This window comes from Sphingobacterium psychroaquaticum (assembly GCF_900177625.1).
Classification (GTDB): domain Bacteria; phylum Bacteroidota; class Bacteroidia; order Sphingobacteriales; family Sphingobacteriaceae; genus Sphingobacterium; species Sphingobacterium psychroaquaticum.
This window is the reverse complement of record NZ_FXAU01000001.1, coordinates 1-18,479: the sequence shown is the minus strand read 5'-3', so window position 1 is coordinate 18,479 and position 18,479 is coordinate 1. Positions and strand designations below refer to the sequence as shown.

The following is an 18,479-nucleotide window of genomic DNA, read 5'->3' as shown; positions in this document are numbered from 1 at the left end:
AACGAGCAAGCGGATAGACACTTCCGAAGTCAGAGTGAGGGCTAAGTTCTTTCTTTCGTCATGTCGACTTCGGAGACATCTAAGAACGAGGGTCTTTTAATTACCATCCACCAATTATGAACGACCAACAATTCGTCACGAACCCCGAAGAGCACAGCGCAACTAAATCTTGCGGCTCTACCAACTACGGACAACTCTCTCCCCACTACAAACTACGATCTATCAACGACCAACTTCGATCTACCAACTCCTAAACTAATACCTAACCTTTAGTGCTATAGGACTTAAATCCGTATCGTCAATAGATTTCGCGAAGTAACACTCCCCTCCTTTTTCCAATACTTCAAACGCGATAACGCTGGTAATATCATCAAATACCCCAACCCCTTCACCAGAATCTTCCAAATTGAGACCTCGGTTACCGTCCAAGGAAGCGGGCTGAATAAAGTCCTCTTGAATCACTAACAATTCGCCACGACCATCTACGGATGCTTGATAAATTTCCTGCAAGTCTGTGATCACTTTTCCTTGACCCACCGCTTCACGCAATTCGGAAACAACCTTTTCATCTTGGTTATCCAGTTGTTCATTGACAAAATCCCAGGCTTGGCCAACAATTTGATGCTCCGCCACATTGTTATAGTCAATCGCTGAATACCCCCAGTAGATGCTCGGATTATCAGCAACCTGTAATAAATGACTGTAGTTATCTTCCACGCAGATAACGACCGTTGGCACTTTCTCGCTGCTGTTATACACGGAGTTCAATGCCTTATCTATACGATTTAAGAACTCGCGTAACAGGTCATCCAAGTGCCCCGCATCGCTGCTCCTATCTGGAAAAGTATTGTAAAATCGGTTCTCCCCAAATGGGAAACCATGATCTTTTACTTCCTTTAAGATTGCTCCATTTTGAGCGTCGTACAAACTTACGCCACTTTGCGACAACACCATAATGCGGTAACGTACCTTGCGACTTAACTGTTTGACCAAAGGTCGCACGGCAAATGATCGAGATACATGGACACCCTCTTGGTTCGTAGCCCAGTCGGAACGAAAAATTTCACTCGTATTTTCGGAAATAAAAACATGCAGACTCTTTAGGTTCTCTCGCACATCAATCTTGTCCTGCACCAGGTCCAGCTGATCCAAAATATTGGCGACCTCTCGTTTTTCGTGCTTCGCCAAAATCCGTTCCTTCGCCTCGCTCACAAAATTCTTTAGCGTGATACTATCTTTTTGACTATCGGGATGTGTACGATGTGTATTTAATGAAATAGTGACACAAAGGTCATCACTGTTCTTTGCCAACTTTTTTAAAAGTGCCGATGTTTCCATATCTATGTAATTTGTTTTTTAATCTGATTGTTACTTTGGGGTGCTCAAAATGAACAAGGTAATCTCACGTACACGTCAAAAAAACATGCTTTATGCGCTATTGCCTCTATATAAACAACAAATGAAACGACAAATGGTTTTGATGTGAATCAACAAAGTGCCCTACTCTGGGAGATACGCAATTGCTACGTGTATTTTTCGTACCTTTGTGGACTTTAAAGAAAAATGATTATGTCGAATCAGGTTCCAGAAGATGGTAGTTTACTTCCTTTAATGGAAGAGTTCTATACAATACAGGGTGAAGGATACCATATGGGAAAGGCAGCGTACTTTATCCGTCTTGGTGGCTGTGATGTAGGATGCCATTGGTGTGATGTAAAAGAAAGTTGGGATGCCAACCTTCATCCCTTAACGCCCGCCGATACCATTATCGAAAATGCAAAAAAACACCCGTCAAAAACGGTCGTTATTACTGGTGGGGAACCCCTATTATATAATTTAGATTACCTCACAAAAGGACTTAAGGAAGCGGGAATACAAACGTTCATGGAAACATCAGGCGCTTATCCTCTTTCTGGCTTTTGGGACTGGATTTGTCTATCGCCAAAAAAATTCAAAGGACCACGTCCAGATGTGCTTAACGCAGCTGGAGAGCTGAAGGTTATCGTATTCAATAAAAGTGATTTTCAATGGGCAGAAGAGCATGCACGCTTTGTGGGGAAAGATTGCAAACTATACTTACAACCGGAATGGTCCAAATCAGCGGAAATGACCCCCTTGATTATTGATTATGTAAAAGAGAATCCGCGTTGGGAAATATCATTGCAAACGCATAAATATCTCAATATTCCATAAGGCGTTCTGATATAAGCTCGCGCGCTCCTTACGGGCAAGTTCTATTATACAGGAGACCGGCCGCTAAAATCCGAACGCGCTTTCAAGCTCCCGGCGTTAGTTCCGAGCGCGCTTGTCTAGCCATTTGCGGCACAACGTAAAATTAGGTAAGTTTGAGTAAACTTTTGAATTCCTTATGGCATACGTTAGAACGGTTATCCTTAGTTTTCTCTGCTCCATTACACTTGCTTTTGCGCAAAAGCCTTCTCCAAATAAGAAAGCACAGGAATATTATATCGAATCCAATAAAGCACTCCGTTCGAACGATTATAGCCAAGCACAAAAACATTTACTCGAGGCTGTCAAGCAAGACAAAAACTTCGCGACGGCCTATCAGCAGCTCGGTGATATTTATCGAAAAACAGAACACTATGAAAAAGCCGTCTCCGCATATCAAGAGGTGCTACGCATCGATCCGCAACTAACAACACTCACCTATTTCGGAATTGGGGAAGCCCTTCTCTTCAGTGGTCAGTATAGCGCAGCGAAAACAAATCTGGAGAAATACAAAGAGATTCAAACCCGTTTAGGTCGCAGTACAGAACTTACGGATAAGTATATAAGAGACTGTGATTTCAGTATGGCCAACCTGAGCCTGCAACCTGATTTCAAGCTTGTAAAAGTTGACAATGCCATAAACACAGATGATGATGAATACTTCCCCAAGCTGACGGCTGACAACAAAAACATCATTTTCACACGTAAAACAGCCAATCAGGAGAACTTTTACGAAAGTCACTTGCAGGATGGGCAATGGTCGATCGCGGAGAAGCTCGTTGGCAAAATCAATTCCGACGATTTCAACGAGGGTGCACATTGTATATCTCCCGACGGGACATACCTCTTTTTTACGGGCTGTAACTGGCCTAATGGAATGGGAAGTTGTGATATATACGTCTCCAAGCGTGAAAACGGCGTATGGAGTACACCGCATAACCTAGGTGCCCCGATCAATACCAAGGGATGGGAATCGCAACCCGCGATTTCGGCGGATGGAAAAACGCTCTACTTTGTGAGCAACAGACAAGGCAGCATCGGTGGATACGACATCTATAAAAGTACGCGTAAAGATGATGGCACCTGGAATATTCCGGAGAACTTAGGACCAAACATCAACAGTAAATACGACGAAAGCTCTCCCTATATACACGCCGACAACAGCACACTATACTTTGCTTCGGATGGATGGCCTGGCTTTGGGCGAAAGGATATCTTTAAAAGTACCTTGAACAAGGATGGCAAATGGAGCATTCCGGTTAACATGGGAAATGCCATCAACAACTTTCGCGACCAAACAGCGCTCCATGTTAGTATGAATGGAAAAATAGGACACCTAGCAGCACAGGATAGCAGCGGTCAACTGGATATTTACACGTTTGAACTTCCGCAAGCCATTCGGCCAGGAGCGGTCGCCTATATCCAAGGCACTATACGCGATGCGGATACAAAGAAAACATTACGAGCCACGATCAGTGTCACCAATACAAAAAGCAACATGGTTGTTTTTGAAGATGAAAGCGATCAAGACGATGGTACATTCCTCGCCACACTTCCCATTGGACACAACTACGCCGTCCATGTGCAGCAAAAAGGTTATTTATTTGAATCGCAACAATATGCATTAGATAAAGCTGAATTTGCAGATGAAGCTTTTACCGCAGATATAGAACTCAAACCTATTGCACTCGGTTCTAGCAGTAAACTCAACAATATTTACTTCGCCACCAATAGCTTTGAAATATTACCACAATCTGATGCTGACCTAGGGGCGCTCATCCGGTTTTTACAGGTAAACACACGTATAAAAATTGAAATCGGGGGGCATACGGATAATACAGGAACGATAGAACGAAATCAACAACTATCTGAAAACCGTGCGAAGTCGGTAAAAGAATACCTGCAAGCCAAAGGAATAGGTGCAGAACGTTTAACGGTAAGAGGATATGGTCAAAGCAAACCTGTGGCAGACAACACCACGGAGGAAGGAAAACAGCTGAACCGTCGAACAGAGTTTACGGTTACAGCTATTTAACATTCATATTTTCTAACGCAAAGAAACGACAGCACCTGTTTTTACAGACTCATCGCACGCAATTGCTATACGCAGACTATTCAACGCATCATCCATTGATTTAGACAGATCTATATCGTGCTTTATGGCGTGCAAAAAGAACGCTTGTTCCCGATCGCACAAGGCTTGATGATCGGGTTCATCGGTCAGGTCAAACCATTCGTCGGCACGTATAAATTTATTATCTCCATCCAGCGCAGCGTGATGCAATCGAATCGATTCTGTTTGCGTGTGGGCCGCAACTGAATCAGATTTACCCGCTGCGGAAGCTTCTTTCGCAACAATAGATACCGACCCTTTAGGTCCGATAACATCTTTCACAAAGAAGGCTGTTTCACTCATCATAGGCCCCCAACCCGCTTCATACCAACCCACGGAGCCATCATCAAAGCGAATCTGTAGCTGCCCATAATTGTAGTTATCTGCTGGGATTTCGTCTGTTAAGCGCGCTCCGATAGCCGTTACCTGAACGGGGTTCGCAGTCGTCATCTGACACATCACATCGATATAATGGACGCCACAGTCCACGATTGGACTTAAGCTATTCATCAGATTTTTATGCACATCCCACATGTATCCTTGACTTTGTTGATTCAGGTTCATGCGGAATACCAACGGTGAGCCTAATGTTTTCCCGAGCTCAACAAATTTTATCCAGGACGGGTGATGGCGCAAAATATAACCGACCACAAGTTTCTTTCCACTTCGCTTGGCCGCATCGATCACACGCGTTGCTCCCAGTACGGTATCGGCCAATGGTTTTTCGATAAACACATGCGCCCCCGCATCAAAAGCCATAATAGCATAGCTCTCATGTGTATCGGGATAGGTGGAAATACAAACTGCATCTGGCTGAACACGCGCTAGTGCTTCCGAATAATCTTCAAAGGTCGGATAATTCGTTCCTAGCTTCGCATTCAAGACATCTTTGCTCGTTCCTCTCGATACCAAACCTACCACCTCAAAACCTGCATCATGGTGGTATGCCGTCGCATGAGAAGCCCCCATGTTTCCACAACCGACCACCAGAACACGAATTTGCTCCATATTATACAAATTTATAGCTACCCGGTCTTGCGATTGGCAATTCATCGGCCTTCATATTCCATTCATAATTATCGACCGACGGCCCCAATTGCTCTTTTGAATTCAGGATCTCATCCAGCGTAATTGTTTTTCCGGAATAAGCAGATGCACGACCCCAGATTGCCAACAACGTTGAATTGACCATAAAATCGCCATCATTTACTGTCCGGCCTTCTTTCAACGCCTTAAAAAGTTCATCATGCTGCGTCTGGTACATATTGTTCAAACGTTGCTCGTTTTTCCAAGGCTGCTCTCCGAAGAGCTCATAACTGCTGTTGATCGCTACATTCGCATACCCTTTAGTCCCCATCACCTCTACGGTATTTCTTGATGTCGTACCATTTTGCTGGCGACCGAAGTGGAATCCACGGAAACCATTTCCGTACTCGTATTCCACGGTAAAGTGATCATAAACATTGCCGTATTTATTCCAAGGGCGACTTTGTCGTCCACCGGTTGCTGTAACCTTAACCGGTAATTCATTATTTAACACCCATGACATATAATCGATACTATGGATCGTCTGTTCTACGATCATATCACCCGAATAACGCTGATAGTAAAACCAGTTTCGAAGTTGATATTCTAAATCGCTCCACCCTGGTTGGCGCTCTCTGTAGCTTAACTCCCCTCCGTGACGAAATGTAGAAACTGCTTTGATATCGCCTAAAGCTCCTCCATGGATCCGACTTATTAATTCCCGATTTGGAAACGAATACCGAAAACAGAACCCACTTACGATAGACAAATTCTTTTGTTTGGCAAGCTTAACGGCCTCTTCAACTTGATGAAGCCCTGGGATATCAATAGCAACCGGCTTTTCACAAAACACATGCTTTCCTTCCTTAATCGCTAAAGAAAGATGTGTCGGTCTAAAGTTTGGAGGCGTACATAACAAGACGACATCAACATCCGATTTGATAAGTTTTTCATAGGCATCAAAGCCGAGGTAAGAAGTCTTTTCCGTCACCTCAATACGATCGCCATATTTAGCTTTCAATGCCGAAAGCGCATTGCTTAAATTATCTTGAAAAACGTCGGCCAATGCGACAACATGAACATCTGGATCTGCATCTAAGGCTTGAAACACAGCTCCTGTTCCACGGCCTCCACAGCCCACCAAGCCCACACGTATAGTTTTTGCTTTGTTGGCTGTCGGATTTGCAAAGGCTGATTGCCCTACTGCGGCTGTTCCCAACACGATGCCGCTATTTCGTATAAAATCCCTACGATTTATCATAGTTATAGTTTAAGGTTCTTTAAAAAGAAGATGCAACTTTATGCAAGAATAACAAAAAAACAATTGTCAATCCGAAATTAATGCATAATTTCACCAGCAATTTAACAATAACCCGAAAATTATGCAAAATGGAATCGAAGATGTTACACCGCTAATCACGGACAATGCCGCTGTTTTTGGAATTTTGATGGCTGTCTTAGGGTTGGTTTTCTACATCTCTAATCTCAAAAACAAATATATTCAAGGCTTTCTATCCGTTGTACCTCCCCTCCTTTTATGCTATTTCTTACCCGGGATATTAAATACATTAAATGTTTTTGATGGCGAAGACTCCCCATTCACTAGTGTTGGCAGTCGCTATTTCCTTCCGGCATGTCTTATTTTATTTACTATAAATCTGGATTTAAAGGAAATGTGGAACCTGCGCAAACGTGCAGGGTTAATGTTTATAACAGGAACAATCGGCATCATGCTGGGTGGACCTTTAGCGGTATGGGTTGTCTCTCTTTTTGCACCTCAAGTGGTAGGTGGTGCCGGACCAGACGAAGTATGGCGGGGCCTTGGTGCTCTTGCTGGCTCTTGGGTTGGTGGTAGTGCCAATCAAGTGGCTCTTAAAGAAATCTTACAACCTTCACCGAAACTATTTTCTGCCATTATCGCTGTCGATGCATTCGTCGCTTATCTGTGGATGGCGCTATTGTTATTTGGTGCGAGTAAATCAAAGAAAGTAGATGCGTTCTTTAAAGCAGATGCTTCAGATGTGGATGCCCTAATGAAAAGAATGGATAGTAAAGCAAAGGAAAATACACGAATTCCAGAGACAAAAGATATTATTATGATGTTATCCTTGGCCTTTGCAGGTACAGGGCTGGCCTCTCTTTTGGCAACTCCGGTTTCAAGCTATTTAGCGACGCACTACCCTGTCCTGGAAAAATTCTCGTTGACAAACTCATTCTTCTGGATCATACTTTTTGCTACGATTTTCGGAATCGGACTTTCTTTTACGCGTGCAAAAAAATTGGAACATGCAGGCGCTTCAAAACTGGGAACTGTCTTCCTTTATATGTTGATCGTTACCATTGGTATGCAAATGGACATACGTGCTATTTTTGATAATCCGGGATTGTTCCTGGTGGGTATAATTTGGATTAGCTTCCATGCGTTATGTTTATTCATTGTCGGAAAGATTATCAAGGCTCCATTTTTCTATTTCGCGGTTGGCAGTATGGCGAACGTAGGTGGCGTTGCTTCGGCGACCGTCACTGCGGCAGCCTTTCACCCTTCCTTAGTGTCGGTCGGTGTTGTGTTAGCGGTGTTCGGCTACGCCATTGGCACGTACGCAGGTTGGTTAACGGCTTTACTGATGCAAATGGTATCGCCCATCTAGCCTCACCCCATAGCAAAGAGATGTTATACTTTTTTCTTATCTTGTTAAAAAGCTAAGAAAATGGACAAGAATAATATTTTTTATGAAGGTCAGGTATTGTGGGCACAGTTAGATCCCAACCGTCATTTACGTCACTCGGCCTATGCTGATTTTGGTGCGCAAGCCCGGATCAATATGCTAAGTGCATCTGGTTTATCTGCCAACGAACTCGCTAAACAAAACATTGGCCCTATTCTTTTCCGGGAGGAACTATTCTATCACCGGGAAATCGGTTTGAACGATAAGATCTACGTAACCGTGGAGCTGACCAAGTATCATGTCAAGAAACATCGTTTTTCTTTCCGCCACGTCATATACAGAGCCGATGGCGTTAAAGCAGCCACCATTCTTATCGATGGCGCGTGGTTAGACTTAGTAGAGCGTAAACTGACGACCATACCTGAGGAATGGAACGCCAAAATTCAACAAGTTCCCAAAGCGGAAGATTACATTGAAGTATCAGAATAGAATAAGGAATGAAGGCAATTCCTTTGCCGTAAATACAAAAGAGGCTGTCTATCGCAGGTAGCCTCGCGCCACCGAACGAGGACAGAATCGTATAGCTAGTTCGAGCCTGCCTACCGCAGGCAGGCTTGCAGATCAGACTTTTGGTTTGGACACGAGCTACAAACTCGCGCCAGCGAACAGGATCGTATAGCTAGTTTGAGCCTGCCTACCGCAGGCAGGCTTGTAGCTCGGATTTCTGATTTGGACACGAGCTGAAAGCTCGCGCCAGCGACTTGGCAGTCTTTCTCCTTAATTAGATAAACCACCCTCTCCCCTACATAACCCATTAACCTCTTTACCCTCCACTTCTTTACTTCTTCACCTTTTTACTCTTTAACAACCTGATACAAGTCCTTACGCCGGTCTTTCAAAATTTTCACTGTACCATATTCATGTAAATCGCGAAGTGCATATAAGTCTACATCTGCAATCAATACCATCTCGGTATTGGGGGTGGCTTCCGCTTTAATCCCATTATTCGGAAAGGCAAAATCTGACGGTGTGAAAACGGCTGATTGGGAATACTGGATATCCATATTATTTACCCGCGGCAAGTTCCCCACACAACCGGCAATCGCTACATAGCATTCGTTTTCAATAGCACGTGCTTGGGAACAGATTCGCACCCGCATATAGCCATTTTGCGTATCTGTCATAAAGGGAACAAACAGAATTTGCATTCCCTGGTCTGCCATAATACGACCGACTTCCGGAAACTCCACATCATAGCAAATCAGAAGCCCTACCCGTCCACAATCCGTATCAAATACTTCGATATCATTTCCTCCGACCATACCGTAATACTTAAACTCGTTCGGTGTAATATGCAGCTTTTTATGCATATCCAATTTACCACTCCGATGGCAGAGATACGATGTATTGTACAGCTTCTTGTACTCCATAGTCGGCATTGACCCAGCAATGATATTCACATTATAAGATACCGCAAGCTGCTGCATCTTGGCGACAATCTCACTTGTTAACTCCGCCAACCGTTCCATCGCATGGCGCTCTGGTAAATCATTATAGGGACTCATGAGTGGCGTATTGAAAAACTCCGGAAAGAGGATAAAATCAGCCCCATAGTCACTCACCGCATCAACAAAAAACTCAACCTGATCATAGAACTCTTCCACGTTCTTAAAGAGACGCATCTGCCACTGCACCAACCCCAAACGAATCGTTTGCTTGGAAGCTGAGCTGGCACGTGCGTCGGGCTCGTAGTAAATATTATCCCACATCAGCAAGGTTGCAAACTCATTGGACTCCTTATCTTCTGGTAGATAATTTTTCAGGATCTTATGTACATGAAAGTCGTTAGAAAGCTGAAAAGTTAGTGTAGGATCGTAAATTTCCTTACGCTTTACCTTTTCAATATAAGTTCGCGGCGTCATCTTATCGGCATAGTTGTGGTAGTTCGGAATACGTCCACCGGCGATAATACTCTTCAGATTCATCTCTTCGCACAACTCTTTGCGCGCATCATACAATCGTCGCCCTAAGCGTAGCGAACGATGATCCGGATGCACAAATACCTCGATACCGTAGAGTATATCTCCGTCATCATCGTGCACCGTAAATTTACCATCATCGATAATCTGGTGGTATTTTTTATAAATATTTGTCTTTTTGGAATCGATAATAAGAGATAATGCACAAGCTACAACCTTACCGTTCACTTCTACACAAAGCTGTCCCTCTGGAAACAACTCAATTATATCTTCTATATTTTCGCGTGTCCACACCTCTCCGGCTTCATTCCCATACGCTTTCTCCATGGACCGTTTCAGGTCTTTATAGTCTTCTGCTGTTAAGGTTCTTACTTGTATATCCATAATCGCTTTTATTGTAAAACAAACGAAAGGCGTATTGGTTTCCCAAAAGTGCACTTGATTTTCAATAAAAGAATAGGACATTATTTAAACAAAAAGAGGAATGCGATGTGCATTCCTCTTTTTGTTTATGCATCACCTTTTGGTGATCCAAAATTTACTGGAAAGGCTGGGTCATTGGATTTAATTGGTCCGTTTCCGGCTTCAAATCTATTTACATTATCCTGCAAGGCTCCCAACAGGCGCTTTGCATGTTCTGGGGTCAAAATAATGCGTGACTTCACTTTTGCCTTTGGAATTCCTGGCATGATACGGATAAAATCCAATACAAATTCAGAGGTCGAGTGCGTAATGATCGCTAAATTGCTATACGTTCCCTCTGCCATCTCTTCACTCAGTTCAATGCTTAATTCGTTATTCTCTGTATTCTCGTCTTCCTTGTTGTTTAAATCCATGAAATTTACGTCCATCTTCTCTATTCTTTAATAATTAATAATTGTGTGTCTATTTTGTAAATGATCTAAAATCTTGTCCGTCCTCAATTTTCAAGACAGCTTCGTAGATCAGTCGGATAACATTATCTACGTCTTCTTTATGGATCATTTCTACTGTTGTATGCATATAACGAAGTGGTAGAGATATCAAGGCCGATGGAACACCGCCATTGGAATAAGCAAACGCATCCGTATCCGTTCCGGTATACCGCGAAGAAGCCTGACGCTGGAATGGAATTTCCTTGCTCGTTGCCACCTCCATCAACAACTTGTTCAAATTAATCTGAACAGCCGGAGCATACGATAAAACAGGACCTTTACCACAAGCTAAATCTCCTTGCGTAATCTTGTTGATCATAGGCGTTTGCGTATCGTGTGTTACATCGGTCACGATGGCTACATTTGGCTTAATATGATGCGCAATCATCTCTGCACCACGGAGTCCAATCTCTTCTTGCACCGAATTGACGATATATAATCCAAAGGGTAATTTTTTCTTGTTTTCGTGCAATAAACGCGCAACTTCGGCAATCATAAAACCGCCGGCTCTGTTATCCAATGCACGCCCCACGTAGTAACGATCGTTAAGGACCATGAATTCATCTTCATAGGTCACCACACATCCCACATGAATCCCTAAAGCCTCCACTTCTTCTTGGGAAGTAGCGCCACAATCCAGGAATATATTTTTTAATGTTGGTGCCTCCTCCTTTTCTCCCGAGCGCGTATGAATAGCTGGCCATCCGAAAACAGCTTTGACCATGCCCTTATCAGTATGGATATTCACGCGCTTCGAAGGTGCAATCTGATGATCGGAACCACCATTACGAATTACATAGATCAAACCATCCTTGGTTATATAATTTACAAACCACGAAATCTCATCCGCATGTGCCTCAATAACCACTTTGTACTTGGCGTCCGGATTAATAACCCCCATTGCCGTACCATAGTTATCGATATATGTATCATCAACGTAAGACTTCAAATAATCCAGCCATAAACGTTGCCCCTGCCATTCAAACCCTGTCGGAGAAGGGTTATTAATATATTTTTCAAAAAACTTAAGCGACTTCTCGGTAACTACCGTTAAATGCTTCTTCGCTTCCTTCTCTTTTTTACTTGCCATGTATATAATTTATTATGCAAACATCGTTGATTTGTCTTCTTTTCAAACTTAGATAAAATTGCTTTTATATACAATTTTATCTAAGTTTACCACATAATAGCACCATATGCAATCAACTTTAAATGTTATTCACTGGAACATCGACCCAGTGTTGTTTCAACTAGGTTCCTTTGGACTACGGTATTATGCACTATGCTTTTTGGCGGCATTTATCGTGTCTTACGTCCTGATGCTTCGCGTCTTTAAACGGGAAGGAAAAAGCCAGGAACTCCTTGATCAATTGAGTATTTATATCTTTTTAGGCACCTTAATTGGAGCGCGTTTAGGGCACTGCCTATTCTACGAATTCGATTACTACATACAACACCCGCTGGAGATGATTTTGCCTTTCCGCAAAGGGCCCGACGGCTGGGAGTTGACCGGATTCCAAGGCTTAGCAAGTCACGGCGGTGCTATCGGTATTTTAGTCGCTTTATGGTTGTTTGCAAAAAAGACCAAGACAGATTTTATATGGATTGCCGACCGCTTGGTACTTGTCGTACCGATTGCTGGTGCTTTCGTACGTCTAGGAAACTTTTTCAACTCTGAAATCATCGGGTTACAAACCGATGTACCTTGGGCTGTAGTCTTCGAGAAAGTAGATATGTTACCGCGCCACCCGGCACAATTGTATGAAGCACTTGCTTATCTTATTATCTTCCTCATCCTTTGGACAATGTACCAACGCAATGCGAAACCAAAAGCAGGATATTTCTTTGGTATTTTCTTGGTATTACTGTTTGGCGCACGCTTCGGACTGGAATTTTTTAAAGAAAATCAAGAAGCTTTTGAAGCGGGTATGCGTTTCAATATGGGACAACTACTCAGCATACCGTTTATGTTGGTGGGACTCTTCCTGATGTTCAGAAAACCCAAAACAGCACAAAAATAAGAAACAGAGAGCCCATCATATAGATGGGTTCTTTGTTTTTATACTATTCTATCGTATAAAACATCCTTTTTAGTTTACCCTTAAATTACATGCAGAAAACAACAACAAATCGAGGCATCATCTTACTTATTCTAGGCTTCTTATCCGCCATAGGTCCTTTTTCTATCGATATGTACCTCCCGGCCTTTCAAACCATTGCTACGGATTTTAATACCTCTGTCGATAAAGTGCAACTATCCCTCACCAGCTTCTTTATAGGTATTGCATTTGGACAGTTAATCTATGGTCCATTGTTGGATAAATATGGGCGTAAAAAACCCCTAATGGCCGGACTGGTTATCTACATCAGTACTACTTTACTGTGTCTCTTCACGCGCGATATTGAACACCTGATTGTGCTTCGCTTTCTTCAAGCTTTGGGAAGCTGTGCCGGCATGGTTGCATCACGTGCAATGATCCAGGATTACTATGAACCACGCGAAGCAGCACGGGTATTCAGTTTGCTGATGCTCGTTATTGCCATATCACCTATCTTAGCTCCTAGTGCAGGTGCCTTATTGCTCCAATATTTTGATTGGCATTATATCTTCGCCTCCCTAGCCACGATAGGCTTTTTGATTCTATTGGCAACTATTTTCCTGTTGCCCGAATCGTATGCCGGTGATCCGAGTTTTTCACTTCGCCCTAAAGCAATCTTAGGAAAATTCACCGAAGTATTGACGAACCAAACGTTCCTGCTGTATGCACTAGTGGGTTCCATTGCCTCCTCCGGGATGTATGCCTATCTTGCAGGTTCCTCCTTTGTTATGCAGCAATATTTCGGCTTGACCCAAAGCCAATACGGTCTCGCTTTCGCCTTTGTGGCTTCCGCGATGGTCATTGCAACGCAAATAAATAGGGCAATTTTAAAAAGGTGGAATAGCAGCCAGATCAGTCGGTCTGCAAATATTTGGCAGTCCTGTATTGGAAGTCTTATGGTTCTGTCCTTAGTTTCGGGCAATCTTAACTTTCCAACGCTACTGGGCTTAATCTTTCTTTTCCTGTTGGGGCATGGGTTTATTTTCCCCAATACATCGGCTCTCGCCTTATCACCCTTTAAGGCCTTGGCGGGAAGTGCTTCCGCTCTCTTGGGTTGTATACAAATGGGGATTGGTGCACTGACCTCCGGACTGGTGAGTTACTTTCACAACGATACACCTTACCCGATGGTTACCGTGATGTGCTTAACGGCTTGCATCTCACTGGCCATACATTTAGCCAGCAAAAATATTATTGCACAGATTAAACAGTAGATAAATAAATCGCAAAGAAAAAGAGGTTAAACCGCGAAGCTGTGAAAAAAATCACAAATAATATGACGATTTAACCTCTTTATAGCTTTGTGCTACTATAAAAAACTCTGGATCCCCAGGGTATAGCTCTTTAATCCAAAACCACAGATTACCCCGACACAGCTTTTCGCTAAATAAGAGTGGTGTCTAAATGATTCCCGCTGATGCACATTGGAAATATGGACCTCCACTACCGGGGTATTGATAGCTGAAATAGCATCGGCAATAGCAATGGAAGTATGCGTGTAGGCCCCTGCATTCAACACAATACCGTCATACGAAAAACCAACTTCGTGCAGTTTGTCGATCAGTTCGCCTTCATGGTTACTCTGGAAATAGAAAAGTTCTACCGCAGCGAAGTCCTGCTTTAGATCGGCGAAGAAACCTTCGAAATCTTTATCTCCATATATGCTTTTTTCACGTACGCCCAACAGGTTTAAGTTGGGGCCGTTCATAATCAATATTCGTTTCATACTTTAATTAATGCTATCGTAAACTTAATTAAAATTGCTTTTAAATGCAAAATCCTATACGGGACAAGACTTCTCGCTACATATCGCCGTAGAAATTGCGGAATGACGAGCGTAAACCAAAGGTAATAACACCAGACTTTTCAGTTGGTGCATCTTCTACCCGATTGAAGCGTTGCGTATACCCTACTTCAAAACGGAGGTTGTATTTCGGGTTTAACACATAAGCTGCTTTCGCATCCGCGTAGAAAAGATTGTGTTTAATGCCCTGACCAATGGAATTCCCATATGTATGAGGAATAGTGAGGTAAGATTGAAAAATATCGCCCCCCATATTAGTTCCATCTGCCGGATCCGTCCCATAGACACTATACAAGCCTTGCAATGAAAAGTCAAACCGCTTCCACGAATAATTTGCAATCCCCACCAATTCTTTGAAATTAGCTCCTCTTGGATGTGCCAAAGGCTCCCCATGGTTGCTATAATTGGAAATGGACGTAAAATGCTGGTACGTATAAGGACGAACCACATTATACTCTGCCAAGAAATTCAAGCGTTTCACTTTAAACAAATCGAAGCCTTTCACACCAAGTTGTGTACCCCATTTGTTATGCGCATATCCTTTTCCTCCAAAAAACTCCTTCGCAGTAAATTCGCCCAATAAAAACTGACCGTAGGCTGTCATATTATCCAGCACTTTATACTTTGCATTCAAACCCAGAAACATCTTATCGGGTGAAGTAGAATTATTGGACTCAACCGGACGTAGGAAAATAACCGGATTTAAGTAGTTGAAATCAAACCCACGATGTCCGGCTTCGTTTTGGTTTGCCCAAACGACGGCTTGAAAAAAACCAATTGACAATCTATTTGTCGCATTATAATCTAAATACTGGAAAGCCCCCCATTTAATACCATCTCCAAAACGTCCACCCGAATTCAAAGAATCTATACGTGGATTTTTAGGATCTGTCATATAGGCCCAAATCGATGTGTACTGCACATTTCCAATCTTACCACTCAATTTCAAATGTGTGTAGTTCGACGAAAAATCAGATAAGAGTAAAGACCGATAACCATCTCCAATGTGATTTTTGTCATACGCCAATGTAGCTTGCAAGTAATCACTAAAATCATAGGTCAAACTGGCCGTAGCATACATCCAATCTTTCTTATTCTTCGATTGGTTTTCCACGGTACCTTGTCCGGGTACAACTCCGTTCTGGCTCATATACTCATCCAAGTAACGCGGAAATACACCTTGGTTTTCGAATGCATTGGCATAGAACGTGAATTTATCACCGATTGTTAATCCTGCTTGAAACCCTCTTGTGTTAAGCCATGTTGTTCGCTTATCTGTATCGAACATTTCTTTTCCCATGACAAAGTCAGGTAAGAAGTCAAGGAAGAAAGTATGGTCGTCTTTCTTGACATCCACCAAATGCTCATTGAAAATCTTACGAACGAACCAATTTTGAGAATCCATCTGGTTCGTATTTTGAAGCGAATCAAATCGATTCAAGAGCTCTCCTTTTAACACATATGGCTTAACGGCTGTATGGTATCTGGTGCTCGGAGAATATAAAAGATCGTTATATTTCTGATCGTGCTGAAACGAATAGGTCTGGCTTTTAATCTGCGCCTTTGAGACCTGAACAGCACTACAAAGAAGAATCGCTATTGATAAGCACTTTGTGAACTTCATAAAGAAAAGAATATTACTATAAAAACAAACTTATGGCCTAGAAAATCCAAGCTACAAACTTAGGTAAAATCCTTGTATAAGCAATAAAATGCCATAATATATAAAGGAAATGCTAAAGAAGAACGATAAGTTCAAAAAAATATTGCTAAAACGTTTATTCACCTTTCATTTTTCTGTTTTTTCATTATCTTTAGCTACAAACAAAACAATAAACAAACCATGAAACGTAGAACTTTCTTACAAAATACATTTGCTTTGGGCGCTGGCGTGGTGGCTAGTAAATTTTCCTTTGCGAATGATTTAGGCACATTTCCGCCGGTACGCATCCCAGTGGAAAAACGCCATTTCAACTCCAAAGTAATTGAAGGGGCCATTGCTGAATTTCAAAAAAATGTACCCAATAAAGAATTGGGATGGCTGTTCAATAATTGTTTTCCGAATACTTTGGATACCACTATCTATGATGAATCTACGGCAACAAAAAAACTAACCTATGTCATCACCGGTGATATTGACGCCATGTGGTTACGCGATAGTAGTGCGCAAGTATGGCCTTACCTTCCCTTTATGAAGAAAGACCGCAAACTACAAGATTTGATATTGGGGCTTATCAACAAACAGGCAAAATGTATCAATATCGATCCATATGCAAATGCCTTTTATAATGACCCAACAAAAAAAGGGGAATGGTTTTCTGACCACACCACCATGAAACCAGGTCTTCACGAACGGAAATGGGAGATCGACTCCTTATGCTACCCTATTCGATTGGCGTATCATTACTGGAAAGAAACAAATGATAACACACCTTTTGATGATGAATGGGTACAAGCGCAAGAGAATACCTATAAAACTTTTGTAGAGCAGCAACGCAAAGATGGTACAAGTCCTTATGTATTCTCTAGAACGACTTCTCGTGGTACAGATACCTTACAAATCGACGGTTTAGGTTACCCAGTAAACCCTGTGGGTTTAATATGTTCAAGTTTTAGACCGTCTGATGATTGTACCATATTTTTATTTCTTATTCCATCCAACCTTTTTGCTGTTACAAGTTTAAGACAGTCAGCTGAAATATTACGTAAGGTTAAAAACAACACCACATTGGCCGCCAAAATGGAAGCATTAGCGCAAGAGGTAGAAACAGCAGTCAATCGTTATGGTATTGTCGATCACCCAGACCACGGGCGCATTTACGCCTTTGAGGTCGATGGTTTTGGCAGCCGGATGATGATGGACGACGCCAATGTTCCTTCGCTTTTATCGTTACCCTACTTAGGTGCAGTAGATGTAAACGACGAGGTTTACCAACGCACACGTAATTTCGTACTATCGGAAAAGAATCCATTTTTCTTCAAAGGTAAAGTAGCCGAAGGAATTGGTGGTCCTCATATTGGCCGTGATATGATCTGGCCTATGGCGATTATTATGCGCGCTATGACTTCGACCAATGACAATGAAATCAGAACTTGTATTGAGACACTTCGTAATACGCATGGCGATACAGGATTTATGCATGAATCATTCCACAAAGACGATCCTAAGAAATTTACGAGACACTGGTTTGCTTGGACGAATACACTTTTCGGAGAGCTTCTCTGGAAAACATACCAAGAAAAACCAGCTTTGCTGAAGTAAGAAATAATAATAAATAGGCAGGACTTGATTCCTGCCTATTTAAAAAACGATATACCGTAGTGTTGTCTTTTTACTTTTTTCTTGATAAAAAAGTAACCAAAAAATCAAGGCTGCATTCCTTATGTTACCTCATGCCGTTTAAAGCTAAATCATCCAGAACTCACTTCGTTCAGACAAGGATGATTTTTAACGCTTTACCCAGCGTTCGCCAACGCAGTCGGAACGCTAGGCCGCTTTCAAAAGTTTTTATTATCGCTCCTGCTTTACTTGTTAGGACACGAGCCAAAGACGGTGTCTTTTTACTTTTTTCTTGATAAAAAAGTAATCAAAAAATCAAGGCTGCATTCCTTATGCTACCTCATGCCGTTTAAAGCTAAATCATCCAGA

At 42.3% G+C, this 18,479-nt stretch carries 15 protein-coding genes; 7 read left to right on the top strand and 8 right to left on the bottom strand.

The features are described from left to right. Positions 1 to 255: 255 nt before the first annotated feature. A complete protein-coding gene (locus B9Y69_RS00075) occupies positions 256 to 1,338 on the bottom strand; it encodes a baeRF3 domain-containing protein (RefSeq protein ID WP_085471055.1) in 1,083 nt (360 codons plus the stop codon). A 231-nt stretch (positions 1,339 to 1,569) separates the two neighbouring features. On the opposite strand from B9Y69_RS00075, the gene B9Y69_RS00070 reads away from it, so the two are divergent. Both B9Y69_RS00070 and B9Y69_RS00065 read left to right on the top strand, forming a co-directional pair. Next, positions 1,570 to 2,193 (top strand): 7-carboxy-7-deazaguanine synthase QueE, encoded by a 624-nt coding sequence (locus tag B9Y69_RS00070; RefSeq protein WP_085471054.1) that lies wholly within the window; start codon positions 1,570 to 1,572, stop codon positions 2,191 to 2,193. Between the two features lie 175 nt (positions 2,194 to 2,368). After that, positions 2,369 to 4,264 carry an OmpA family protein gene (locus tag B9Y69_RS00065; protein WP_085471053.1) on the top strand — a complete coding sequence of 632 codons (1,896 nt, stop codon included), beginning with the start codon at positions 2,369 to 2,371 and terminating at the stop codon, positions 4,262 to 4,264. 12 nt (positions 4,265 to 4,276) lie between these two features. Here the strand turns inward: B9Y69_RS00065 and B9Y69_RS00060 are convergent, their stop codons facing one another. Together B9Y69_RS00060 and B9Y69_RS00055 are read right to left on the bottom strand one after the other, a co-directional pair. Next, positions 4,277 to 5,350 (bottom strand): Gfo/Idh/MocA family protein, encoded by a 1,074-nt coding sequence (locus B9Y69_RS00060; protein WP_085471052.1) that lies wholly within the window; start codon positions 5,348 to 5,350, stop codon positions 4,277 to 4,279. 1 nt (position 5,351) lies between these two features. Next, positions 5,352 to 6,629 carry a Gfo/Idh/MocA family protein gene (locus B9Y69_RS00055; protein WP_085471051.1) on the bottom strand — a complete coding sequence of 426 codons (1,278 nt, stop codon included), beginning with the start codon at positions 6,627 to 6,629 and terminating at the stop codon, positions 5,352 to 5,354. 121 nt (positions 6,630 to 6,750) lie between these two features. Between B9Y69_RS00055 and B9Y69_RS00050 the strand changes: the two genes are divergently transcribed. Continuing rightward, positions 6,751 to 8,016, top strand: a complete 1,266-nt coding sequence (locus tag B9Y69_RS00050; RefSeq protein ID WP_085471050.1) for a DUF819 family protein — start codon at positions 6,751 to 6,753, stop codon at positions 8,014 to 8,016. Between the two features lie 60 nt (positions 8,017 to 8,076). Further along, on the top strand, positions 8,077 to 8,523 hold the full coding sequence (locus B9Y69_RS00045) for an acyl-CoA thioesterase (RefSeq protein ID WP_200811720.1): 447 nt from the start codon (positions 8,077 to 8,079) through the stop codon (positions 8,521 to 8,523). A 365-nt stretch (positions 8,524 to 8,888) separates the two neighbouring features. Here B9Y69_RS00045 and B9Y69_RS00040 read toward each other — a convergent pair whose 3' ends face one another. The 3 genes from B9Y69_RS00040 to B9Y69_RS00030 form a co-directional block, all read right to left on the bottom strand. Then, positions 8,889 to 10,397 carry a bifunctional GNAT family N-acetyltransferase/carbon-nitrogen hydrolase family protein gene (locus tag B9Y69_RS00040; protein WP_085471938.1) on the bottom strand — a complete coding sequence of 503 codons (1,509 nt, stop codon included), beginning with the start codon at positions 10,395 to 10,397 and terminating at the stop codon, positions 8,889 to 8,891. A 125-nt stretch (positions 10,398 to 10,522) separates the two neighbouring features. After that, entirely contained in the window at positions 10,523 to 10,864 is a 342-nt protein-coding gene (locus tag B9Y69_RS00035; protein ID WP_234991029.1) for a DUF3467 domain-containing protein, read from the bottom strand. 34 nt (positions 10,865 to 10,898) lie between these two features. Further along, positions 10,899 to 12,017 carry a M42 family metallopeptidase gene (locus B9Y69_RS00030; protein ID WP_085471049.1) on the bottom strand — a complete coding sequence of 373 codons (1,119 nt, stop codon included), beginning with the start codon at positions 12,015 to 12,017 and terminating at the stop codon, positions 10,899 to 10,901. 106 nt (positions 12,018 to 12,123) lie between these two features. Here B9Y69_RS00030 and lgt point away from each other — a divergent pair, with 106 nt between their 5' ends. After that, on the top strand, positions 12,124 to 12,948 hold the full coding sequence (lgt, locus tag B9Y69_RS00025; RefSeq protein ID WP_085471048.1) for a prolipoprotein diacylglyceryl transferase: 825 nt from the start codon (positions 12,124 to 12,126) through the stop codon (positions 12,946 to 12,948). Between the two features lie 89 nt (positions 12,949 to 13,037). Then, positions 13,038 to 14,240 (top strand): multidrug effflux MFS transporter, encoded by a 1,203-nt coding sequence (locus B9Y69_RS00020; RefSeq protein ID WP_085471047.1) that lies wholly within the window; start codon positions 13,038 to 13,040, stop codon positions 14,238 to 14,240. Between the two features lie 95 nt (positions 14,241 to 14,335). Here the strand turns inward: B9Y69_RS00020 and aroQ are convergent, their stop codons facing one another. Both aroQ and B9Y69_RS00010 read right to left on the bottom strand, forming a co-directional pair. Continuing rightward, complete coding sequence (gene aroQ, locus B9Y69_RS00015) at positions 14,336 to 14,752, bottom strand: type II 3-dehydroquinate dehydratase (RefSeq protein WP_085471046.1); 417 nt, start codon at positions 14,750 to 14,752, stop codon at positions 14,336 to 14,338. Between the two features lie 76 nt (positions 14,753 to 14,828). Beyond that, the gene (locus B9Y69_RS00010) at positions 14,829 to 16,454 is read right to left on the bottom strand and encodes a gliding motility protein RemB (RefSeq protein ID WP_085471045.1); all 1,626 of its coding nucleotides are present in this window, start codon (positions 16,452 to 16,454) and stop codon (positions 14,829 to 14,831) included. A 219-nt stretch (positions 16,455 to 16,673) separates the two neighbouring features. Here B9Y69_RS00010 and B9Y69_RS00005 point away from each other — a divergent pair, with 219 nt between their 5' ends. Continuing rightward, on the top strand, positions 16,674 to 18,092 hold the full coding sequence (locus tag B9Y69_RS00005) for a glycoside hydrolase family 125 protein (RefSeq protein ID WP_085471044.1): 1,419 nt from the start codon (positions 16,674 to 16,676) through the stop codon (positions 18,090 to 18,092). Positions 18,093 to 18,479 lie beyond the last annotated feature (387 nt).

What these genes read in the sequence shown, in the direction of transcription:
- B9Y69_RS00075 (WP_085471055.1), bottom strand. Translation starts at nt 1,338, where the DNA reads ATGGAAACATCGGCACTTTTAAAAAAGTTGGCAAAGAACAGTGATGAC.
- B9Y69_RS00070 (WP_085471054.1), top strand. Translation starts at nt 1,570, where the DNA reads ATGTCGAATCAGGTTCCAGAAGATGGTAGTTTACTTCCTTTAATGGAA.
- B9Y69_RS00065 (WP_085471053.1), top strand. Translation starts at nt 2,369, where the DNA reads ATGGCATACGTTAGAACGGTTATCCTTAGTTTTCTCTGCTCCATTACA.
- B9Y69_RS00060 (WP_085471052.1), bottom strand. Translation starts at nt 5,350, where the DNA reads ATGGAGCAAATTCGTGTTCTGGTGGTCGGTTGTGGAAACATGGGGGCT.
- B9Y69_RS00055 (WP_085471051.1), bottom strand. Translation starts at nt 6,629, where the DNA reads ATGATAAATCGTAGGGATTTTATACGAAATAGCGGCATCGTGTTGGGA.
- B9Y69_RS00050 (WP_085471050.1), top strand. Translation starts at nt 6,751, where the DNA reads ATGCAAAATGGAATCGAAGATGTTACACCGCTAATCACGGACAATGCC.
- B9Y69_RS00045 (WP_200811720.1), top strand. Translation starts at nt 8,077, where the DNA reads ATGGACAAGAATAATATTTTTTATGAAGGTCAGGTATTGTGGGCACAG.
- B9Y69_RS00040 (WP_085471938.1), bottom strand. Translation starts at nt 10,397, where the DNA reads ATGGATATACAAGTAAGAACCTTAACAGCAGAAGACTATAAAGACCTG.
- B9Y69_RS00035 (WP_234991029.1), bottom strand. Translation starts at nt 10,864, where the DNA reads ATGGACGTAAATTTCATGGATTTAAACAACAAGGAAGACGAGAATACA.
- B9Y69_RS00030 (WP_085471049.1), bottom strand. Translation starts at nt 12,017, where the DNA reads ATGGCAAGTAAAAAAGAGAAGGAAGCGAAGAAGCATTTAACGGTAGTT.
- lgt (WP_085471048.1), top strand. Translation starts at nt 12,124, where the DNA reads ATGCAATCAACTTTAAATGTTATTCACTGGAACATCGACCCAGTGTTG.
- B9Y69_RS00020 (WP_085471047.1), top strand. Translation starts at nt 13,038, where the DNA reads ATGCAGAAAACAACAACAAATCGAGGCATCATCTTACTTATTCTAGGC.
- aroQ (WP_085471046.1), bottom strand. Translation starts at nt 14,752, where the DNA reads ATGAAACGAATATTGATTATGAACGGCCCCAACTTAAACCTGTTGGGC.
- B9Y69_RS00010 (WP_085471045.1), bottom strand. Translation starts at nt 16,454, where the DNA reads ATGAAGTTCACAAAGTGCTTATCAATAGCGATTCTTCTTTGTAGTGCT.
- B9Y69_RS00005 (WP_085471044.1), top strand. Translation starts at nt 16,674, where the DNA reads ATGAAACGTAGAACTTTCTTACAAAATACATTTGCTTTGGGCGCTGGC.